At 70.1% G+C, this 19986-nt stretch carries 21 protein-coding genes; 10 read left to right on the top strand and 11 right to left on the bottom strand.

The annotated features are described in order from the left end of the window. Nucleotides 1-14 precede the first annotated feature (14 nt). The 3 genes from ASF20_RS14635 (at nucleotide 15) to tolB (ending at nucleotide 3391) form a co-directional block, all read left to right on the top strand. Complete coding sequence (locus ASF20_RS14635) at nucleotides 15-461, top strand: biopolymer transporter ExbD (RefSeq protein WP_056214495.1); 447 nt, start codon at nucleotides 15-17, stop codon at nucleotides 459-461. Between the two features lie 11 nt (nucleotides 462-472). Then, nucleotides 473-1906, top strand: a complete 1434-nt coding sequence (tolA, locus tag ASF20_RS14640; RefSeq protein WP_056275191.1) for a cell envelope integrity protein TolA — start codon at nucleotides 473-475, stop codon at nucleotides 1904-1906. A gap of 165 nt (nucleotides 1907-2071) precedes the next feature. Then, nucleotides 2072-3391 (top strand): Tol-Pal system beta propeller repeat protein TolB, encoded by a 1320-nt coding sequence (gene tolB / locus ASF20_RS14645; protein ID WP_056214500.1) that lies wholly within the window; start codon nucleotides 2072-2074, stop codon nucleotides 3389-3391. A 24-nt stretch (nucleotides 3392-3415) separates the two neighbouring features. Here tolB and ASF20_RS14650 read toward each other — a convergent pair whose 3' ends face one another. The 5 genes from ASF20_RS14650 to ASF20_RS14670 all read right to left on the bottom strand — a co-directional run bounded on the left by ASF20_RS14650 (nucleotide 3416) and on the right by ASF20_RS14670 (nucleotide 10696). Further along, nucleotides 3416-3994 carry a hypothetical protein gene (locus ASF20_RS14650; RefSeq protein ID WP_056275194.1) on the bottom strand — a complete coding sequence of 193 codons (579 nt, stop codon included), beginning with the start codon at nucleotides 3992-3994 and terminating at the stop codon, nucleotides 3416-3418. 177 nt (nucleotides 3995-4171) lie between these two features. Further along, complete coding sequence (locus ASF20_RS14655) at nucleotides 4172-5404, bottom strand: MFS transporter (protein ID WP_056275196.1); 1233 nt, start codon at nucleotides 5402-5404, stop codon at nucleotides 4172-4174. A 172-nt stretch (nucleotides 5405-5576) separates the two neighbouring features. Beyond that, nucleotides 5577-7754 (bottom strand): protein-disulfide reductase DsbD domain-containing protein, encoded by a 2178-nt coding sequence (locus tag ASF20_RS14660; RefSeq protein WP_056275197.1) that lies wholly within the window; start codon nucleotides 7752-7754, stop codon nucleotides 5577-5579. Between the two features lie 154 nt (nucleotides 7755-7908). Beyond that, nucleotides 7909-9735: an aminopeptidase P family protein gene (locus ASF20_RS14665; protein ID WP_056275199.1), complete on the bottom strand. Its 1827-nt coding sequence runs from the start codon at nucleotides 9733-9735 to the stop codon at nucleotides 7909-7911. 22 nt (nucleotides 9736-9757) lie between these two features. Continuing rightward, nucleotides 9758-10696: a 50S ribosomal protein L11 methyltransferase gene (locus ASF20_RS14670; protein WP_056275201.1), complete on the bottom strand. Its 939-nt coding sequence runs from the start codon at nucleotides 10694-10696 to the stop codon at nucleotides 9758-9760. A gap of 131 nt (nucleotides 10697-10827) precedes the next feature. Here ASF20_RS14670 and ASF20_RS14675 point away from each other — a divergent pair, with 131 nt between their 5' ends. The 5 genes from ASF20_RS14675 to ASF20_RS14695 all read left to right on the top strand — a co-directional run bounded on the left by ASF20_RS14675 (nucleotide 10828) and on the right by ASF20_RS14695 (nucleotide 14323). Beyond that, the gene (locus ASF20_RS14675; RefSeq protein WP_156389705.1) at nucleotides 10828-11031 is read left to right on the top strand and encodes a hypothetical protein; all 204 of its coding nucleotides are present in this window, start codon (nucleotides 10828-10830) and stop codon (nucleotides 11029-11031) included. 85 nt (nucleotides 11032-11116) lie between these two features. Further along, nucleotides 11117-11938 carry a molybdate ABC transporter substrate-binding protein gene (modA, locus tag ASF20_RS14680; RefSeq protein ID WP_056275202.1) on the top strand — a complete coding sequence of 274 codons (822 nt, stop codon included), beginning with the start codon at nucleotides 11117-11119 and terminating at the stop codon, nucleotides 11936-11938. Between the two features lie 22 nt (nucleotides 11939-11960). Continuing rightward, nucleotides 11961-12662: a molybdate ABC transporter permease subunit gene (modB, locus tag ASF20_RS14685; RefSeq protein ID WP_156648092.1), complete on the top strand. Its 702-nt coding sequence runs from the start codon at nucleotides 11961-11963 to the stop codon at nucleotides 12660-12662. A 4-nt stretch (nucleotides 12663-12666) separates the two neighbouring features. Further along, the gene (gene modC, locus ASF20_RS14690) at nucleotides 12667-13779 is read left to right on the top strand and encodes a molybdenum ABC transporter ATP-binding protein (protein WP_056214526.1); all 1113 of its coding nucleotides are present in this window, start codon (nucleotides 12667-12669) and stop codon (nucleotides 13777-13779) included. Between the two features lie 148 nt (nucleotides 13780-13927). Then, nucleotides 13928-14323, top strand: a complete 396-nt coding sequence (locus ASF20_RS14695; protein WP_056275203.1) for a hypothetical protein — start codon at nucleotides 13928-13930, stop codon at nucleotides 14321-14323. Between the two features lie 115 nt (nucleotides 14324-14438). Here ASF20_RS14695 and ASF20_RS14700 read toward each other — a convergent pair whose 3' ends face one another. After that, entirely contained in the window at nucleotides 14439-16103 is a 1665-nt protein-coding gene (locus tag ASF20_RS14700) for a flagellin (protein WP_056275205.1), read from the bottom strand. A 243-nt stretch (nucleotides 16104-16346) separates the two neighbouring features. Between ASF20_RS14700 and ASF20_RS14705 the strand changes: the two genes are divergently transcribed. Continuing rightward, nucleotides 16347-16754, top strand: a complete 408-nt coding sequence (locus ASF20_RS14705; RefSeq protein WP_056275207.1) for a flagellar biosynthesis repressor FlbT — start codon at nucleotides 16347-16349, stop codon at nucleotides 16752-16754. An 82-nt stretch (nucleotides 16755-16836) separates the two neighbouring features. Here ASF20_RS14705 and flaF read toward each other — a convergent pair whose 3' ends face one another. Further along, the gene (gene flaF / locus ASF20_RS14710) at nucleotides 16837-17196 is read right to left on the bottom strand and encodes a flagellar biosynthesis regulator FlaF (protein WP_056214542.1); all 360 of its coding nucleotides are present in this window, start codon (nucleotides 17194-17196) and stop codon (nucleotides 16837-16839) included. Nucleotides 17197-17369: 173 nt separating this feature from the next. Here flaF and ASF20_RS23430 point away from each other — a divergent pair, with 173 nt between their 5' ends. Further along, complete coding sequence (locus ASF20_RS23430; RefSeq protein ID WP_056381226.1) at nucleotides 17370-17615, top strand: hypothetical protein; 246 nt, start codon at nucleotides 17370-17372, stop codon at nucleotides 17613-17615. Nucleotides 17616-17633: 18 nt separating this feature from the next. On the opposite strand, the gene ASF20_RS24645 is transcribed toward ASF20_RS23430, so the two are convergent. The 4 genes from ASF20_RS24645 to ASF20_RS14725 form a co-directional block, all read right to left on the bottom strand. Then, entirely contained in the window at nucleotides 17634-17774 is a 141-nt protein-coding gene (locus tag ASF20_RS24645) for a hypothetical protein (RefSeq protein WP_181259622.1), read from the bottom strand. A gap of 89 nt (nucleotides 17775-17863) precedes the next feature. Then, complete coding sequence (locus ASF20_RS14715; protein WP_056275209.1) at nucleotides 17864-18175, bottom strand: hypothetical protein; 312 nt, start codon at nucleotides 18173-18175, stop codon at nucleotides 17864-17866. Nucleotides 18176-18333: 158 nt separating this feature from the next. Next, nucleotides 18334-18864 carry a hypothetical protein gene (locus ASF20_RS14720; RefSeq protein ID WP_056275211.1) on the bottom strand — a complete coding sequence of 177 codons (531 nt, stop codon included), beginning with the start codon at nucleotides 18862-18864 and terminating at the stop codon, nucleotides 18334-18336. Nucleotides 18865-18885: 21 nt separating this feature from the next. Next, nucleotides 18886-19986: a TonB family protein gene (locus tag ASF20_RS14725; RefSeq protein ID WP_056275212.1), complete on the bottom strand. Its 1101-nt coding sequence runs from the start codon at nucleotides 19984-19986 to the stop codon at nucleotides 18886-18888.

A 19986-nucleotide genomic window follows, 5' to 3' on the forward strand; every position in this document is an offset into this window, starting at 1 on the left:
CCCGAGGAACGATCATGGGCATGGCCCACGGAGCAGCGCAGGGTGGCGGCGGACGGCGTCGGCGGGGACGCCGGCACGCGGCCATCAACGAGATCAACATGACGCCGTTCATCGACGTCGTGCTCGTGCTGCTGATCGTCTTCATGGTCGCGGCGCCGATGATGACGGTGGGCGTGCCCCTCGACCTGCCGCAATCCAAGGCGAGCCCGCTCAATTCCGACACCAAGCCCGTGACCCTGTCGATCCGGCAGTCGGGCCAGGTCTTCCTCGGGGAGAGCGAACTCTCCGACGACACCATCGTCCCGAAGCTCACCGAGAGCTCGAAGGCCGGCTTCGAGGAGCGCGTGTTCGTGCGTGGCGACAAGCGGGTCGATTACGGCCGCGTCGCCCAGGTGATGGCGATCGTGACCGGCGGCGGCTTCAAGAAGGTCGCCCTGGTCACCGAGCCGGACCAGAAGTAGCGGGCCCGGCGGTGCGGATTCCCTTCAAGCGCAGTGAACCGGGCGTCTGGGTCTCGGCGGCGACGCATGTCGGCCTGCTGACGGTCGCCCTGCTCTCGGTGGCGGCGCCCGCCCTACCGGACGCGCAGGAGGGCGTGCCCGTCGAGGTGATGACCGAGCAGCAATATTCGGAGCTGACCAAGGGCGAGCGCAACGCCGATGCGCCCCAGCCCAACGCCAAGCCGCGTGCCGACCGCGTCGCCGAAAAGTTCGAGGAGCGCGAGCCCGAGAACGCCAAGGTCGATGCCCCGGCCCCGCCGAAGCGCCCCGCCGACATGAAGGTGGCGAGCGCCGAAGAGATGCCGCTGCGCTCCAGCGAGCCCGATCCGCAGGACGCCAAGGCCGAAGCCGCCAAGGCGGAAGCGGCCAAGGCCGAAGCGGCGGAAAAGGCCGCGAAGGCGGACGCCGCGAAGGCTGCGGCCGCCGCCGAAGCCAAGGCCGCCGCCGCCGCCGAGGCGAAGGCTGCCGCCGCTGCCGAGGCGAAAGCTGCCGCCGCTGCCGAGGCCAAAGCCGCGGCGGCCGAAGCCAAGGCAGCCGCCGCCGCGAAGGCCAAGGCCGAGGCCGTCAAGCGCGAGCAACTCGCCGAACTCATCGAGAAGCAGGAGGCGGAAGCCGAGGCCAAGGCCGAAGCCGCCGCCAAGGTCGAGGCTGCGAAGGCCGAGGCGAAGGCGGAGGCGGCCCGCAAAGCACGGGCAGAGGCCAAGGCGAAGGCCGACGCCGAGGCGAAGGCCGAGAAGGAAGCCGAGGCCAAGGCGAAGGCGGTCGCGGAGGCGAAAGCCAAGGCGGAGGCCGAGCGTCAGAAGGAGCTCGCCGAAGCCAAGGCGGAGGCGGACGCCGAGGCCAAGGCCGAGGCCGCCGCGAAGGCCAAGGCCGAGGCCGCCGCCAAGGCGAAGGCCAAGGCGATGGCCGACGCCAAGGCGAAGGCGGATGGGGAAGCGAAGGCCAAGAAGCAGGCCGAACTCGCCGACAAGTTCAGCGCGGGCGACATCCGTTCGCTCCTCGCCTCGAAGGCGCCCTCGCAATCCACCGGCGCCACCGGCCGCGAGGTGCAGCGCACCGCATCCCTGGGCGCGGCCTCCGGCAACGCCCAGCGCCTGTCGCCCTCCCTGCGCGATGCCCTCGTGGGCATGCTCCAGCAGCAGATCGAGCGCTGTTACGTGGCGCCGCCCGGTGCCACCCAAGGCGTGGTGCTGCCGATGCTCGACATCCGGCTCAATCCGGACGGCACGCTGACCTCCGAACCGCGCATCATGCGGGGCGGCGCCAACGCGGTCGATCGGTCGATCGCCGAGGCGGCTCAGCGCGCCGTGCGTCGCTGCGCGCCCTACAAGATCCCGGCCCAGTACGCGCCGTATTACAACGACTGGAAAGCCATCAACGCGGAGTTCGAGTTCTCGCGGGTGTGATAGGCCCGTCGGAGCGTGACCGCGTCGAAGCGTGCGGATGCCCGGCGTTCACGGGGGTCGAGGCAAGCCCTCGGCCCGATCCGCCAGGACAGGCGCAGATCCGCAGCCACGCTCCCCTCCGACCACATCGACGATCCTCGCATTCCCACGACCACGGAATCGATCATGCATCCCAGTCTTCCCAAGGGCCTGACGTCGCTCCTCGCCCTCCTGGCCCTCGTCCTGTGCGGCCTGAACCCGGCTGCGGCGCAGCTCAACCTGCGCATCGGCGGCGGGTCGTTCCAGCCGATGCCGATCGCGGTCACGGATTTCTCGGGGGATCCGAGCCTGGGCCTCCTCGTCTCCAGCGTGGTCACGAACAACCTGCGCCGGTCGGGCTACTTCACGCCCGTCGAGAAAGCGAAGTTCCCCGAGGCCCCGGGCTTCGATGCGGTCCCGGGTTTCGAGAAGTGGAAGGCGGCGGGCGTTCAGGCCCTGATCACCGGGCGGGTGGCGCGTGACGCCTCGGGCAAGCTCAAGGTCGAGTTCCGCCTCTGGGACGTCACCTCGGGCCAGCAGATGACCGGCCAGCAATACGGCACCGATCCGGCCAATGCACGCCGCACCGGCCACCTCATCTCGGACGCGGTCTACACCAAGATCACCGGCCTCGGCCCCTGGTTCGACAGCCGCATCGCCTTCGTGGACGAGTCCGGCTCGAAGGAAAACCGGCGCAAGCGCCTGATGGTGATGGACCAGGACGGCGCCAACGTGCGGGCGCTCACCAATGGCGACAACGCCGTGGTCGCGCCGCGCTACTCGCCGGCGACCCAGGACATCGCCTTCATGACCCAGACCACCGGCCAGCAGCCGCGCATCCAGGTCATCAACCTCGAGACCGGCAGCCGGCAGGCCCTCGGCAAGTCCGGCTCGATGAGCACCAGCCCGCGCTTCTCCCCCGACGGCCGTCGTCTCGTGATGAGCGTCCAGGAGGGCGGCAACGCCGACATCGTCATCATGGACCTCGCCTCGAAGGCACAGACGCCGGTCACCAACGGCAATGCCATCGACACCTCGCCGACCTTCTCGCCCGACGGCAGCCAGATCGTGTTCGAGTCCGATCGCGGCGGCTCGCAGCAGATCTACGTCATGAGCGCCTCGGGGGGGACGCCCACCCGCCTCTCCTTCGGCGAGGGCTCCGCCTCGCAGCCGGCCTGGTCGCCGCGCGGCGACCTCATCGCCTTCACGCGCCAGCGCAAGGGCGGCTTCGCCATCTGCGTGATGAAGCCGGACGGAACGGGCGAGCGTGTGCTCACGGAAGGCTTCCACAACGAGGGCCCGACCTTCGCGCCGAACGGCCAGTACGTGCTGTTCTTCCGCGATCCGGGCGGCCAGGGCGGCGGCAAGCTCTACATGGTCGACATCACCGGCAAGGTGGAGCAGCCGGTCCCGACCCCGTCCTACGCCTCGGACCCGACCTGGTCGCCGCTGCTGTCGGGGAAGTAGGACGGGACGCGCGCGGCGGCCGTGTCAGCCGCGCTCGTAGCCCGTGGTTCGGCGCACGAAGCTGAAAGCCGAGCTCAGCGATGCGCCGGCGGCGCCGGTCACGGCCTGAACGGCACCGACTGCCGCCTGAGCCGCCTCGCTCGCCGTCGTCGCCAGGGACGAATCCGCGTGTCCCGGTCCGTCGACCGTCTGGGTCACCCGCTGTGAGGCCCGAGCGAACCCCCGTCGCAGTACTTCCCGATCGTTGCTGATCAGCGCCGGAAGCCGCGGGTCGGCCAGGGCGATCAGCAGGCCTGCGTCCTGGAACGTGATTTCCAGCAGCGTCTGAGGTTGGGATTCCTCGGCCGACACCGAGGTCAGGGCGGTCGCGGCGAGCAGCGCCGTGCCGCTCAGATCGATGTTCGATGCGAGGGCGAGGCTTCCCTTCAGACCTTCGAGAAGTTGCCCGCCCCAGTTCCGGGTGCCCGCGATTTCTCCGTGCGCCTCGACGGCGAGGATGCTCTCGACGGAGCGCTCGACACCGTCCGGGCTGGTCAGAACGCCCGACTCATAGGTGCCTCTGCCTTTTCCGCAATTTCCTGCAACCACCTTGATGTCAGCCATTGCAGCCTCCTGCAGGATTTCTACGCCTGCGTGCAGGCCGCTGTCATGTCGAAAAGCTCGGCCGTGCCGGCGCGATGGATCGGCAACGGGGCTCCGAGACATCGTGTAAGGCACTGTTTACGCAGGCTTTATCCCTGGTGTGCAGCGAATCGGGCGGCTAAGGGATAGATCCGCCCTTCACTCCGCCGGCACGAGCCGGTCCCGGGCCCGCAGCGCGGGAAACACCCGGCCCCAGAGCGCCGCGACGAGGAGGGTGGCGAGGCCGCCCGCCACCACGGCCGGGACGGCCCCGATCAGGGCCGCCAGGGTGCCGGATTCGAACTCGCCGAGTTCGTTCGAGGCGCCGATGAAGACCGAGTTCACCGCCGAGACCCGGCCGCGCATGGAATCGGGCGTCTCGCCCTGCACGAAGGTCTGGCGCACGAACACGCTGATCATGTCGGCCGCCCCCGTGACGAACAGGCAGGCCATGGAGAGGGGCAGGGAGGTCGAGAGGCCGAAGCCCACCGTGGCGAGGCCGAAGATCCCCACGGCCTGGAGCATGCGCAGGCCGGCCCGGCGCTGCAGCGGCCGGTAGGCGAGGGCGATCGCGGTGAGCACGGCGCCGGCCGCCGGCATGCTGCGCAGGACGCCGAGGCCGAGGGGGCCCACGTGCAGCACTTCCGCCGCGAAGATCGGCAGGAGGGCGGTGGCGCCCCCGAGGAGCACCGCCACGAGGTCGAGGCTGATGGCGCCGAGCACCACCGGATGCGTGCGGATGTAGGTCAGGCCGGCCGAGAGGGTCTCCCAGGTCACGGGCGGGCGCTCGGCGATGGGGGCGGGCCGGAACCGGATCGCCAGGATGAGGGTGCTGGCGAGCGCGAAGCTCACGGCGGCCGCCCCGAAGACCACCGCCGGCCCGAGGGCGTAGAGGAAGCCGCCGGTGGCCGGGCCGAGGATCGAGGCGCTCTGCCAGAGCGAGGCGTTCCAGGCGATGGCCGAGCCGAACAGGGGGCGGGGCACCAGGGTCGGCAGCAGGGCCTGCAGGGCCGGGTTGGCGAAGGCGCGACAGGTGCCGATCACGACGACGAGCCCGTAGATCGGCCACAGGGTCGTGGTGCCGAGCCAGGCCGCCAGGAGCAGGCCGAGATCCGCCGACGCCAGCGTCGCGTAGGCCAGGGCCGCCACGCGGCGGCGGTCGTAGGTGTCGGCGACGTGGCCCGTCACCAGGGCCGAGAGCATGGCGGGCAGGAAGCTCGCCAGGCCCACGAGGCCCAGGGCCAGGGCCGAGCGGGTGATGTCGTAGACGAACCACCCCACCGCCACCGCCTGCATCTGGAAGGCGAGGCCGGTGAGGAAGCGGGCCGCTCCGAAGAGGCGGAAATCGCCGTTGCGGAAGACGTCCCAGCGCGGCGCGGCATCGGTGCTCATGCGGCCGTGCTGGGGCAGGGCGGTTTGCGCGTCAAGCGCAAGGATGACGGGGCGGACTGAACCGTGCAGCCACGGGGCTCGACCGTCCGCGGCGCGACCGGCCCGCCGGCGGAGACCTTCGTCAGGGCCGCACTTCGGTCAGGGCCGCACTTCGGTCAGGGTCGCACTTCGGTCAGGGCCGCACTTCGGTCAGGGCCGCACTCCGGTCCGCGGCCGCGAGGGGCACCGCCTGCAGGGCCTCCAGCACCAGGCCGGGCGTGAGGATCTGGGGCAGGACCGTGGGCTCGCCCGCACCGGCGTAGAGGAGGTAGAGCGGGACGCCGCTGCGGCCATGGCGCTCCAGCAGGCGGGTGATCTCGGGGTTCTGGTTGGTCCAGTCGCCCTTGAGGGCGGTGATGCCCCGCGCCTTCAGCCCGGCCTGGACCGCCTCGGCGCGCAGGGCCACGCGCTCGTTCACCTGGCAGGTGATGCACCAGGCCGCCGTCATGTTCACGAAGACCGGCTTGCCCTGGGCCAGGAGCCCGTCGAGGCGCGCCTGGGTGAAGGCGCTGCCATCGGCCTGCGCGGCGTCGGCCCCCGCCCGGTCCCGGTCGAGGCCGAGGGTGAGGATCGCGAGGGCGGCGAGCGCCGCCACGGCGGTGCCGCGCGCGACCCAGGTGCCGGCCGGGCCGGCCCCGTGCCCGCGCTCCCAGGCCCAGGCGGCGAGGCCCACGAGGACGAGGCCGACCAGGGCGGCGAGGAGCCCGGCCGAGCCCACCTGCTGCGACAGCACCCAGACCAGCCAGGCCACGGTGGCGTAGATCGGGAAGGCCAGCGCCCCCTTCAGGGTGTCCATCCAGGCGCCGGGGCGGGGCAGCCGCCGCAGGGCCGCGGGCCAGATCGTCAGCGCGAGGAAGGGCAGGGCGAGGCCGAGGCCGAGGCTCGCGAAGACCGCGAGGCTCACGCCGGCCTCCTGGGTCAGGGCGAAGCCCACCGCCGAGCCCATGAAGGGGGCGGTGCAGGGGGTGGCCACCACGGTGGCGAGGATTCCGGTGAAGAACGAGCCTTCCAGGCCGGCCCGCCGGGTCAGGCCGTCCCCGAGGCCCGCGATGCCGGCGCCGAGATGGACGACGCCCGACAGGCTGAGTCCCATGGCGAGCAGCAGGTAGGCGAGGCCCGCCACCACCAGGGGCGATTGCAGCTGGAAGCCCCAGCCGATGCCGGCGCCGGCCCCCTTCAGGGCGATCAGCAGGCCGGCGAGGGCCAGGAAGGACGCGAGCACGCCCGCCGTGTAGGCGAGGCCGTGCAGCCGGACCCGGCCCGCCGGCTCGCCGGAATGCCGCACGAGGCTCAGGACCTTGATGGACAGGACCGGGAAGACGCAGGGCATCAGGTTGAGGAGGAGGCCGCCCAGGAAGGCAAGGCCGGCCGCGCTCCAGAGGGTCAGGCTCTCGGCCGGGGCCTGCGCGGGTGTGGGCGCCATCGCCGCGTTCGTGGTCGCGGCCGAGGCCGTCGCGACGGCGGTGGCGTCCGGGGCCTCCCCGACGGCGTAGGCGCGGCGCACGGGTCCGTCCGGCGTCGCCTCCGCGAAGGTCAGCACCCCCGGCAGGGTCGCGGGGGCCGCTGCGGTGGCGTCGCCGCGGGCCAGGTCGATGTGCAGCCCATCCGCGTCGCTGCGCGCCTCTTGGGGCGCCGCGTTCTCGATGGCGGTCTCCGCATAGGGGAAGTAGGCGACGTCGGACGCCGCGAGCCCGGCCGGCGCGGCGAGGTGCACCTGCAGACGCCCGTTCTCGGCGCCGTAGCGCACCGGCCAGGGGGCGGGCGCGGGCAGGGCCGCGCGGGCGGCCTCGAACAGCATCATCGATCCGGGCGCGACGCCGGTGCTGGTGCCGGTCTGCGCCACCGGCAGGGTCAGGCGCAGCTCGGCCGAGCCCGGCACGCATTCGCGCTCGCAGACGAGGTAGGTCAGCTTGGCCTGGAGCGTCACCGGCTTGGCCGAGGCCAGCGTGGCCGGCGGGGTCACCTGCGCCAGGAGGACGGCCTCGTCCTCGTAGCCGTAATTCATCAGGTGGGCGACCGGGATGCGGCTCGGGCTCGGCCACTGGATCGGCCCCGCCGAGAACCCGGGCGGCAGCGTCCAGGCGACCTCCGGAGCCAGGCCGGAATCGCCGGGATTGCGCCAGTAGACGTGCCAGTGCGGCCGCATCACCAAGCGGATCCCCACCGTGAAGGGCTCGCCCGGCCGGATCGCGGCGGGCTCCCCGACGAGGCTCGCCTTCACGAGGTCGGCCGGCACCTTGAAGCCCTGCGCGGAGGCGGTGGGCAGAGCGAGGCCGAACAGCGCGAGCGCCAGGGCGAGAAGCCGGATCATAGAATCCTGTTCGGAGATGGAGGCGGGCAGGTTACGTCCGTTCGGCCGGAGCGCAAAATCGCGAAGCCGCGAGATCCCTTGTCCCCGCCTTTCCGCGCCGCCGAAAGGCGCAGGATGGTCGCAAGGGCCGTCCGGCGCTCCGGCCGGGCCGGGGTCAGACCGACGCCGCCATCGGCCGGGTCGCCGCCGCCAGCCAGGCCCGCGTCGCCCCGTCGAGGTCCGGTTCCAGCGCCTCCCGCACGCGGGCGTGATAGGCGTCGATCCAGGCCGTCTCCTCCGGGCTCAGGAGCTCGGGGCGGATCAGGCGACGGTCGAAGGGCGCCAGCGTCAGGGTCTCGAAGCCGAGCATCGGGCGCTCGCCGCCGGGCACGTCGCGGGCCTCGACCAGGACGAGGTTCTCCAGGCGGATGCCGTAGGCGCCGGGCCGGTAGTAGCCCGGTTCGTTGGAGAGGATCATGCCGGGCTCGAGGGCGACCGTTCCGGTCTTGGCGATGCGCTGCGGCCCCTCGTGCACCGACAGGAAGGACCCCACGCCGTGGCCGGTGCCGTGGTCGAAGTCGAGGCCGGCCTCCCAGAGGGGCAGGCGGGCGAAGGCATCGATCTGCGCGCCCGTCGTGCCCTTCGGAAACACCGCCCGGGCGATGCCGATATGCCCCCGGAGCACGCGGGTGAAGTGGTCGCGCATCGCCTCGGAGGGCGTGCCGATCGCCACCGTCCGGGTGATGTCGGTGGTGCCGTCGCGGTATTGCGCCCCGGAATCCACCAGGAACAGCTCCCCGGGCCGGATGCGCCGGTCGGTCTCGCGGCTGACCCGGTAATGGACGATGGCGCCGTTGGGGCCGCTGCCGGAGATCGTCGGGAACGAGACGTCGCGCAGCAGGCCGCCCGCGGCGCGGAAATCCTCCAGGGCCTCCACGGCGGCGATCTCGGTCAGCGTCTCGCCCTGGTCCGCGAGCCAGGCGAGGAAGCGGGTCACGGCGACGCCGTCGCGCAGATGCGCCGCCCGGGTGCCGGCGATCTCCGCCGCGTTCTTCACCGCCTTCATGGCCGTGATCGGGTCGGGGCCGAGATCGGCGACGCCTCCGGCCGCCTCGACCCGCTGCTTGAGGGCGTATGCGGCGGTGGCGGCGTCGAGGCGCAGGCGCGCGGCGTTCGCCGCCTGCGCCGCGAGGCCGTCCGCGAAGGCCGCGCGCGGGTGGAGGTCGGCGAGCGGCGCGAGGGCGGCGCGCAGCTCCGGGCTCACGGCGGGCGAGGTCAGGTAGAGGGCCGCGCGGCCGTCCCGCGGCACCAGGGCGTAGCCCAGCGCCAGGGGGGTGTAGGCCACGTCGCTGCCGCGCAGGTTGAACGCCCAGGCGAGGTTGTGCGGATCGGAGATCACCAGGGCGGCGTCGTCCGCCTCGGCCAGGGCCGTGCGGATGCGGGCGAGCTTGTCTGCGGCGGACGCGCCGGCGAGCTCCGGCGGATGGGCGACGACGGGCCCCGCCGGCGGCCCCGGCCGGTCGGTCCAGACCGCGTCGACGGGGTTCCGGTCCACCGCCTGCAGACGCGCGCCGGCCCTGGCCACTGCGCGCTCCAGGCGTGCCACGCTGTCGGGGGTGTGCAGCCAGGGATCGTAGGCCAGCACCTGGCCGGCCTTGATGTGGGCGCCGATCCAGGCCGCGACGCTGGTCTCGGCGAGCGGCACCGGGGTGATGAGGGCGGTGTCGACCTGGGCCGGCGCCTGCAGGGTGTAGCGCCCGTCGACGACGAGGGCGGCTTCTTCGGACAGGATCACGGCGGTGCCGGCCGAGCCGGTGAAGCCCGTGAGCCAGGCCAGGCGCTCGGCCTGGGGCGGCACGTATTCGGACTGGTGCTCGTCGGCGCGGGGCACCACGAAGCCGTCGAGGCCGGCGTCGCGCAGGGCCGCGCGCAGGGCCCGGATGCGGTCGGCCCCGTGGCGGTGGCTCGGATCGTCGAAGGTCTGGAAGCGGGCGCGGGTCATGGCGCCCAGGGTTACGCCGGGCTCAGAGGGGCCGCAACCGCGTCCGGCGCGGGCGCGCCGCCGCGCCGCCGCGCGTGAGCACCAGCGTCGCCCAGCCCTCGATCAGCCCGTGCCGGGCGAGGTGGAAGCCCCGGTGCCGATAGGTGGAGAGGACGCCCGGCACGTCGCGCTCGATGAGGCCGGAGAGGATCAGCACGCCGCGGTCGGCGACGACCGCCGTCAGCGAGGGCGCCAGCCCCTTCAGGGGCCGCGCCAGGATGTTGGCGAAGACCACGTCGAAGCGGCGCGGCCGGTCGGCGAGGGGGTGGCGCACCCCCGGCCCCTGGTAGAGCCGCAGGACCGGCCCGAGGCCGTTGAGGCGGGCATTGCCGATGGCGGTGGTCACCGCCTCCGGATCGAGGTCGCCGGCGATGACGGGCGTGTGCAGGTATTTCGCCGCCGCGAAGGCGAGGATGCCGGTGCCGGTGCCGACGTCGAGCACGTGGGCCGGGCGCCCGCGCTTGAGGATCCCCGCGAAGGCCCGGAGGCAGCCCAGCGTCGTGCCGTGATGGCCGGTGCCGAAGGCCAGCGCCGCCTCGATCTCGATGGCGAGGTCGTTGGCCCGGACCGTGTCGCGGTCATGGCTGCCGTGGACGAGGAAGCGGCCGGCCCGGACGGGCTTCAGGCCCTCCAGGGAGGCGCGGACCCAATCCTGCTGGTCGATGGTCTCGAAGGTGGCGACGTCCGCCTGCGCGCCGACCACGGGGCGGATCAGGTCGCGGATCATCGCCTCGTCGGGCGCATCGGCGAAGTAGGCCTCGAGCCGCCAGGTCCGGCCGTCCTCTGCCTCGAAGGCGGCCACGGCCGTCTGGGTCGGGTCGAACATCTCGCCGAGGAGGTCGGTCATCGCGCGCGCCGACCCCTCGTCGGTGAGGAGGCGCAGCACATGGGTCGGACGGTGGGGAGGCAGGCCTTCGAGCATGATCGGGGCTCTATCACCCGCGACGTCCCGCCGCCACCTAGCGCGCAAGCTTGGCCGGAACGGAACCGCCGGATCCGCGTTTGCTGTGGCTTCTCCAGGCTCGCGTCGATGTCGGAGCGTGCGTTGTGCGTATGAAAATCAGAAGAGCCGGCGGACGAACGCCGGTCGTTCTCGCGGAAAAGTCCAAGGCCCGCCGTCGCCTCGTGCGCGATCGCGGGGGCTTCACCGATGCCGAGACGCTGACGGGACCCCTGCCCGGACCGATGCTGGTGCTCCTGAGCCGTCTGCACCGCTCGGAGCGTCCGCCCGTCGAGGACGAAGAGCGGGGCGCCTGACGAGCCCCGCCCCGATCCGTGCTATGGCGGCTCCGGCGCCGGCGGCCTTCCCGGGTCGTGCCGGCCGCAGACGAAGGGCTGATCGATGATTCCGACGCGGCGGACGTGGCTCGGGGCGGTGCTGGGATTGGCGATCTGGGCCGGCGTGACGCCGGCGCGGGCCGAGACGCCCGTGCGGGCCGAAGCCCCCGTGGTGGTCTTCGCCGCTGCCAGCCTGAAGAACGCCCTCGACGCGGCCACCGCCGCCTGGACGACGGAGACGGGCAAGACCGCCCGGATCTCGTACGCGGCCTCCAGCGCGCTGGCCAAGCAGATCGAGGCCGGGGCGCCGGCCGACCTGTTCCTCTCGGCCGATCTCGCCTGGATGGATGACGTGGCGGGCAAGGACGGCCTCAAGCCGGGCACCCGCTCGAACCTCCTGCGCAACGCTCTCGTGCTGATCGCCCCCAAGGACTCGCCCGTTGCCCTGGCGCTCAAGCCCGGCCCCGACCTCGCCGCGACCTTCGCCAAGGCGCTGGGCGACGGTCGCATCGCCATGGGCAACGTCGCGGCGGTCCCGGCCGGCAAGTACGGCAAGGCGGCGCTGGAGAGCCTCGGCGCCTGGGAGGGCGTGAAGGACCGCCTCGCTCAGGCCGAGAACGTGCGGGCGGCCCTCCTGCTCGTGGCCCGCGGCGAGGCGCCGCTCGGCATCGTCTACGCCACCGACGCGGTCTCCGACCCCAGCGTGCGGGTGGTCGCCACCTTCCCGGCCGCGAGCCACCCGCCGGTGATCTATCCCGTGGCGCTCACGAAGGAGTCGACCAACCCGGATGCGGCCGCGCTTCTCGCCTACCTGCGCAGCCCCGCCGCCCGGGTGTTCTTCGAGCGCCAGGGCTTCTCGGTGATCGGCGCCGAGGACCGGACCTGATCGTCCGGCCTTGAGCGCCGCGATCCTGGACCGGCTCGGCCTCTCGCCGGAGGAATGGTCCGCCATCGCCCTCAGCCTGCGCGTGGCCGGCGTCGCCACCCTGGCGAGCCTCGGCCCGGGGCTGGCCGTCGCCTGGGTGCTGGCGCGTCGGCGCTTCCCCGGACGGGCGCTCCTCGACGGGCTGGTCCATCTCCCCCTCATCCTGCCCCCGGTGGTGACGGGCTATCTCCTGCTTATGGCCTTCGGCCGGCGCGGGACCTTCGGGGCCGTCCTGGCCGATCTCGGCATCGTCCTCTCGTTCCGCTGGACCGGGGCGGCGCTCGCCTGCGCGGTGATGGGCTTTCCCCTGATGGTGCGGGCGATGCGCCTCTCCCTGGAGGCCGTCGATGCCCGCGTCGAGCAGGCCGCCGCGACCCTCGGCGCCGGACCCTGCGCGGTCTTCCTCACCGTGACGCTGCCCCTCGCCCTGCCGGGGGTCCTGGCCGGCGCGGTGCTGGCCTTCGCGAAGGCGATGGGCGAATTCGGCGCCACCATCACGTTCGTGTCGAACATTCCCGGGGAGACTCAGACCCTGCCTTCGGCGATCTACACCCTGACCCAGGTGCCCGGCGGGGAGGCGGGGGCCCTGCGCCTCACCCTGGTCTCCGTGGCGATCTCGATGGCGGCGCTGCTGGTCTCCGAACTCCTGGCCCGCCGGGTCGGGCGCCGGATCGGGGCGGGGTGAGCCGATGACGCTCGCGGTCGATCTCGCCCTGGCGCGCGGCGCCTTCCGCCTCGACGTGGCCTTCACCGCTCCGCCGGGCCTTACCGCCCTGTTCGGCCGCTCGGGCTCGGGCAAGAGCACGGTGATCGCCTGCCTCGCCGGTCTGGCCCGGCCCGACCGGGGTCGGATCGCCCTCGACGGCGAGACCCTGCTCGACACCGAGCGCGGCCGCGCGGTGCCCGCCCATCGCCGCCGCATCGGCACCGTCTTCCAGGAGGCGCGGCTGATGCCCCACCTCTCGGTCCGGCAGAACCTCGCCTACGGGCGCTGGTTCGCCCGCGGCCGCCGGGACAGAGCCGGCCTGGAACCGGAGGCGGTCATCGCGCTCCTGGGCATCGGCCACCTCCTCGACCGGCGGCCGGCCGGACTCTCCGGCGGCGAGGGCCAGCGCGTGGCGATCGGCCGGGCGCTGCTGTCGCGGCCCCGCCTCCTGCTCCTGGACGAGCCGCTCGCCGCCCTCGATGCCGAGCGCAAGGCCGAGATCCTGCCGCTGATCGAGCGCCTGCGTGACGTGGCCGCGATCCCCTTGGTATACGTCAGCCATGCGGTGCCCGAGGTGGCGCGCCTCGCCGACACCATCGTGGTGCTCGAAGGGGGCCGCGTCGCTGCCGCCGGACCCGCCGAGGGCATCCTGCGCCGGGGCGATCTCGGGGCCTTCCACGCAGCCGAAGCCGGCGCCCTCCTCGACATGGTGGTGGAGGCCGACGCCCCGAATTCCGGCCTGACGCTCCTCTCCGGGCGGGCCGGGCGCCTCCTCGTGCCGCGCCTCAACCGGGCGGTCGGCACCGGCATCCGCGTCCACGTTCCCGCCCGCGACGTCCTGCTCTCCCTCGACGAGCCCATCGGCTTGAGCGCCCGAAATCGCCTGAGCGGGCAAGTCCTTGCCCTGCATCCTCAGGCGGACGGCACGGTGCTGGTGGAGGTGGATTGCGGCGGCGCCGTGCTCTCCGCACGCCTGACCCGCGCCTCCGTGCACGAACTCGGCCTCGTCCCCGGACGGCCGGTCTTCGCCATCGTCAAGAGCGTCGCCTTCGATCCGCACGGGATGGGACGGGCGGCCGGCGCCGTCGAGATCTGACCGATCGTTAAGATTCGATGCGTCGCCTTGGCATTGCCTTGAGCCTGTCGGCCAAGAAGCCGGTGGCGGAACCGATTCCTTAAGATCCCATTCACGCTGCAAGCCTTGTCTGGCTGGAGACCGCGAAAGCCGCGAACAGGAGCGTGCCATGTCGATCACTAGCCTCGGCGCCGTGCTTCCGGCCCGCGTCACCGGCGCCACGCCGGCTCCCAGTCCCCCGGTTCAGCCCGTTCAGGCCCCGGCGCCCCTCGCACCGGCCGTGCGGGTGGAGATTCGCAGCCTAGACCCGGCAGCCGATCCGCGCGCCGGCACCGTCCGGACACCCACGCCCGAGCAGGACGCGAAGGCGACCCAAATCGTGATGGAGCCACGCATCCGGATCGACCAGGACACCAAGGCGGTGGTCTACCAGGAGGTGGATCCGAATTCGGGCGACGTCGTGGTGCAGCTGCCCGACCCGGTGGTGCTCAAGGCCCGCGCCTATGCGGAGGCCGCCGAGGCCCGCGCCAAGCCCGTGGCCCGCCCCTTCGACCGTACCGCCTGAGCTGCAGCGAGCGAAACGAAGAGAAGGCCGGGGCGGTGCGCCCCGGCCTTCTTTTTTGACGTCCACTCAACCCTGAAAAAAGCCGCCGGCCCGAAGGCCGGCGGCCGGCTTCCCCTTAGCGGAGGAGCTGCAGGATGCCCTGCTGCGCCGTGTTGGCGAGCGAGAGGGCCGAGATGCCGATCGACTGGCGGGTCGACAGGGCCTGCGAGTTGGCGGCTTCCTCGTTGAGGTCCGCGTTCGTCAGGTTGGCCGAGCCGGTGTCGAGGATGTTGATCAGGTTCTTCGAGAAATCCTGACGGTTCTGCACCACCGTGAGATTCGAGCCGAAGGTCGAGGACTGGGCGCGAAGCTGGCTGGTGGCGGCAGTGATGGCCGTCAGGGCCGAGTTGATCTCATCATCCGACTGGAAGCCGCCGGTGATGGAGTTGAGACCCAGACCATCGGCGTCGAGCTTCGCGCCGGCAATCGTGATACTCGAAGAACCGGTCTCATTGAAAGTAACCTTCAGCGAGTTCTCACTTGGATCGCTGCCCGAGCGGGACAGCAGATTGATACCGTTGTAGCTGGAGTCCTGGGCCTGCTGCGTGATCTGGGTCAACAGGTCGTTGAACTGCTTGGCCAGCGCAGTCCGGGTAGAGTTCGTACCACTGGCCGAACCAGAGCCCGAGGCGACGACAGCCTTGGTCGTGGTACCGGCAACGCCGAAGCCGAGGTCCGTGTTGCCGCCGGCGGAGTTGTCGATGGTGATCTTCTGAGATGAGCCGGTCGCAGTCGACGTGAAGGTCAATTTGTTGTTGGTGTCGAAGCTTGCAGTGACCTGGCCCTTGAAGCCAGTATCAGATGAAAGCTGGCTGTTGATCGAGGCAAGGATCTCGGTCTTCGTCGTCGCAGCGGGTGTCGCACCTGCCGCCACCGTGATAGTCTTGGTCGGACCGCTGCCCAACTGGATGTTGAACGCAGCCGTGTTGGCGCCGGAGAGATCAAGGGTCGTCGCTACAGCCGTATTGGCAACTGCGATCGCAGCGGTTGCCGTGCTCTTAGCAGCGGCACCCGTGGCAGTCTGCGCAGCGACCGCCGTGCCGAACCCGATATCCACTTCGTTGCCAGCGGTGTTGGTGACAACCGCGGAGGCTGCCGAACCCGTTGCCGTCGAGGTGAAGACAATACGACCGTCGGTGGTCTTGGACGCGGAGACCGCTGCCGGATTGGTCGTATCGTTGGCAAGCTGATTGTTGATCGCCTTCACAACGTCGTCGGCAGTCGCTTTCGAAACATTGCTGGTAACACCGCTCAGAGTCGTCGCATCAAGCGTAATCGTAGTGGTGTTGGTCCCGTCACCAAGAGTGAAAGTGGCGTTGCGGGTGCCCGAAAAGTCTTGCGTACCATCGGTGGCAGCCGTGGTGGTGCCCTGAAAGCCAGTCACTGCTGTGAGGATTGCGGCAGTAGCAGGGGTTCCACTGGAGACAGCACTCTTGTCGGCCAGTGCCTGGTTGGCGGTGGACTTTGCGGAGTCGACCAGCTTCTGGATCGAGGTGATACCCTGGTTGGCGGCCTGGATGGTCTGGACGCCGTTCGAAATGCCGTTGAGGAGAGAGCCGAGATCGCCCGAGCGGCCGGACAGCGACTGCGAGGTGAAGAAGCTCGTCGGGTCATCGAGGGCCGAGTTGACCTTCTTGCCGGTCGAGAGCCGGTTCTGGGTGCTGGAGAGAAGGTCGGCCGTGCCCTGCAGCGAGAGCAGGTTCTGGCGGGTCGCGGCGGTAAGGGTGATGCCTGAGGACATGCTGTTCGATCCATTCTGATCGGTGCGCCTCCGTTTTTGGAGGCAAGGTCACATGAGCACCCATCCGTTGCGATCGACTTAAGACACGCGTCGAACGAAAGCTTGACGGGAAAGATCAATTGCCATCGATTTTGAAAAAGATGTTTTTTATCAATATGTTGACGGTGTGGGTCGGGATCGTTATTGAGATCCTGTTAACCAAGGCCGGCCAATATGCCTGTGAGGTTAGCAACGAGGATCGCCATGCCCCTGAAGATCGAACTGAAGCCGTTCGAACGTCTGCTGATCGGGGGCACCGCGATTCGCAACGGCTCACGGCGTTCCAGCTTCGTCATCGAGACCGTGACGAAGTTTCTGCGCGAGAGCGACATCATCCTGGAGAGCGAGGCGGACACCGCCTGCAAGCGCCTCTATCTCACCCTCACGGTAATGTACCTCGCCGAGGTGACCTCGGAGACAGAGGATCTCTTCATCACGCAGGCCAATGCCCTGATCGCGGCAGCGCCCAGCATGGCGCCCTACCTGCGCGACATCCATGATTTCATCGCCGAGCGCGACCTTTATCGTGCTCTGAAGCGCTGCAAGGAGTTGATCCACTACGAGCAATCGCTGGCCGAGCGGCTGGCACCGCCCACGGCGTCCCGCGGTTGATGCAGGGATACCGAGGCTGAATCGAAAGAGCCCGCCGCTTCCCAGCGGCGGGCTCTTTCGATGGAGGCTTGTGGTTCGGAAGCTACATGCGCAGGCCGGCGGCGATGTTCTGATTGATGCTGATGAGGGCGGAGAGCTTCTCGGCTCTCGGTTCGATCAGCGTGTCGATCATCCGCTTGAAGACGAAGGTCGAGAGTTCCGCGATGTTGTTCTTGATCTCGACCGGCAACGGGCTCTCGGGAGCCGTGGCCGCTCCGGCGATGATGGTCCAGACCTTCTGATTGAAGTTCAGGGCGTCGTTCAGGGCAGGGGACTGATTGGTCCAATCGGTCTGGATCGCCTGCAGACGTGTCGCAGCCTTGATCAAGACGGCAGCCTCTGCCTCGCGCGGCGACAGTGCAGTCTGTGCAACCCGGGCATAGGCGCTGGCCCCGTACGACATCGCTCGATCCTCCCTCAAGGTGTGCAGACCCGATTCGGGGCGCGGGCCGAACTTAGGCATCCGATTGTTAAGGGACCGTAATATCACGCCGTGCCGTAATCATGCCCGGATATGCGACGACGGAGAGCGCGCGCCCACGCGGATCACGCGCAGGGTGTTGGATTACCGCCACCATGATGAATTTCATTCTGGGCACTGTCGCGGGCGGATTGCTGGTCGGGCTCGTCACGATTTCCGCCGTCCGCCAACCGGTCGTGCAGGCCAAGCTGGGCCTTTTTCCCGTGTCCACTGCGCTGTTGATGCCATCGGCGAAGACGCCGGAGGCATCTCGCCCAGATCCGCCATGCCGTCAGACCGCGACGGTAGGACAACCGGACATGCTGTTCTCAAAGCGACGGTTCTGGTTCGTCGCTCCCTGAGAGAACGATCTGTAAGACTCAGAGGCTGCTGATCAGGAACATCACCATCGTGGTCGCCACGGTGGTGCTGACGAACCCGCAGAGGGCGGCCGCGAAGGAGGGGCCGGTGGAGAAGCTGCGATCTGTGGTCTTCAGGTCGAGGGCGGCGGTGGTGTTCATGATGGCTGACCTTAGCGGCGACTCATCTGTCGCATGCGGGTTGACAGTGAAACGAAGCTTGGCGGGCGGGCGTGCGGGCCCACACCCCATCAATCGCAACGATTGGCGCGCTTGGCCGCCCGAAGAGCCCGCGACTCGCTGCGCAGATCGATGGCGACGACGCCAGCGCCGCAGTCCTCGAATGCATCACGCGCATCGGCATAACGGTCGCCGATCTCGTCAAGGGTGTCACAGGCACGGTCGTGATGGCCGATCCGCGCCTCCTGACGGAACTGGTAGCGGAGGGCATTGGCCTCATCGATCTTGCGTTGCGCGTCGAGACAGGCGGGGGCGGCGAGGGCTGGCGTCACGAGAGCCATCACAAGGCCGGCGGCAAGAGTCAGTTGAAGGGGTTGACGCATGGGGACACCTGAGATGGGGACACTTGGACGTGCCGCCGGTGAACAGAATTCATCGAGCGTTCGAAAGTGTCCGCAAGATCAGTACTGAACTCTCCGATGTTGCATCGGAGGAGCAGCACTCATATCGCGTGCAGGTTCCAGAAACGGCGAACCTGTCGTTAAGGTTCCACGCTGGCCCATGGCGTCGTCCGCCGGCGCCGGGAAACCAGAATTGCGGCCAGAGAAATCGGGGCGGGGCCCTGCGCATCGACACCGACATCGTACTGCCGGGGAATCGGTTTCAACTTGTTGTGCGAGTGACCGTGCAGGTTGACGGCACCGCGACCGATTCCGTTCCAAGTCCGGAACGCGTAGTGACAGAGTACCAAGCGCCGCGCATCGATGGTAATCTCGGCATAATGGGCGATCGTAGCCCATCCGGGCGCATGCAGTGTCCCGGCCCCGTCATTGTTTCCGATGATGAGGTGCTTGGTGCCTGACAGGCTTCCCAGGATCGCGGCAATGCGGCTGTCGGAGGAACCGAGGGCGAAGTCGCCGAGGTGCCAGACGTCGTCCTCGGGCCCGACGACCGTATTCCAGGCGGCGATGAGTGCGGCGTCGTGTGTCGCAAGATCGGCGTAGGGCCGCTTGTCGATCCGCAGGATGCGCGGATCGCCGAAATGCGTGTCGCTGGTGAACCACACGGCCACAGTTGGCTGCCCGCGCCGCGATCAGCGTCCGGGACTGAAGCGCAGCGGCACGGTAACGGCGAGGCTGCTCAAACTGATCCCGGCGGGTGCTGCGGGGAGTGAGCCACGAACGGTCGCCAAGGCGGCGCTATCGATGGCGCCGACGCCGCTGCTGCTCGCCAGCCCCGAACTCAGCACCTGACCGGAGCGGGACACCGTGAACCGAACGACGGCCACGCCGCCGCTGGTGCCAGCCGCCGCATTCGCGTTCATTCGCCCCCGGATCGCCGAGCTCAGCATGCCTTGCCATGCCCTGAGCGCATTCGGATCGTTCCCGCCAGCGGCTGAGCCCGCACTGCTCTGCCGCGAAGCGGAAGCCGAATTCTGCTGGGCACGCCCTTCGCTCGCCGCGGCCGCCGCGCGGCGTGCAGCCTCCTTGGCAGCCTTTGCCTTGGCTTCCTTGGCAGCTTCGCGACGGGCCTCGGCGATGGCCTCGCGGCGCTCCTCCTGTTCGACCTTCAGGCGGGCCTCGCGATCGGCCTTCCGCTTCGCCTCACGCTTGGCCTCGAGGATCTTGGCCATATCCGGCTTCGGCTTCTCCACCTCTAAAGGCTTGGGAGCCTCCGCGATCGTGGGCGGGGGCGGCGCCAGGGCGGGCGCTTCCTGTCCCGTCGAGGTGATGACCTGATCCTCCGGCGGCGGTTCGACGACCGCTTCGGGCGGAGGCGTGACCGGTGCCTCAGGCGGCTCGGCCATGGTGGTGGCTTCGGGGGCGACCGGTGCCGCGTCCGGCGGCGGCGGGACGGTGGCTTCGGGCGGCGCCACCTCGGTCGTCTCAAGAGGTTTCGTGACCGGAACCGCCTCTGGCGTTTCCACCGGATTCGCTTCAGGCGGGGCGGGTGCCTGGGCTGCCTGCTCGGCGGGCGCCTGGGTGTTCGCCTCTGTCATCTGCGGGGCGAGATCGATCGTCACGATATTCTCGCCCGGAGGCGCGGTTGGCGCCGTGCCGAACAGTGCCATGCCGACCAGCGCTGCGAGGTGCAGGGCCAGCGCAACGAGGAACGCCGCGGCGAGCCCGGACGGACCGCGCTGTTCCGGTTCGACCGGTGTCGCGAAGGCGCTGTTGGGATGCAGGGCGTTCAT

Origin of the sequence: Methylobacterium sp. Leaf88 (assembly GCF_001422795.1) — a bacterium.
Classification (GTDB): domain Bacteria; phylum Pseudomonadota; class Alphaproteobacteria; order Rhizobiales; family Beijerinckiaceae; genus Methylobacterium.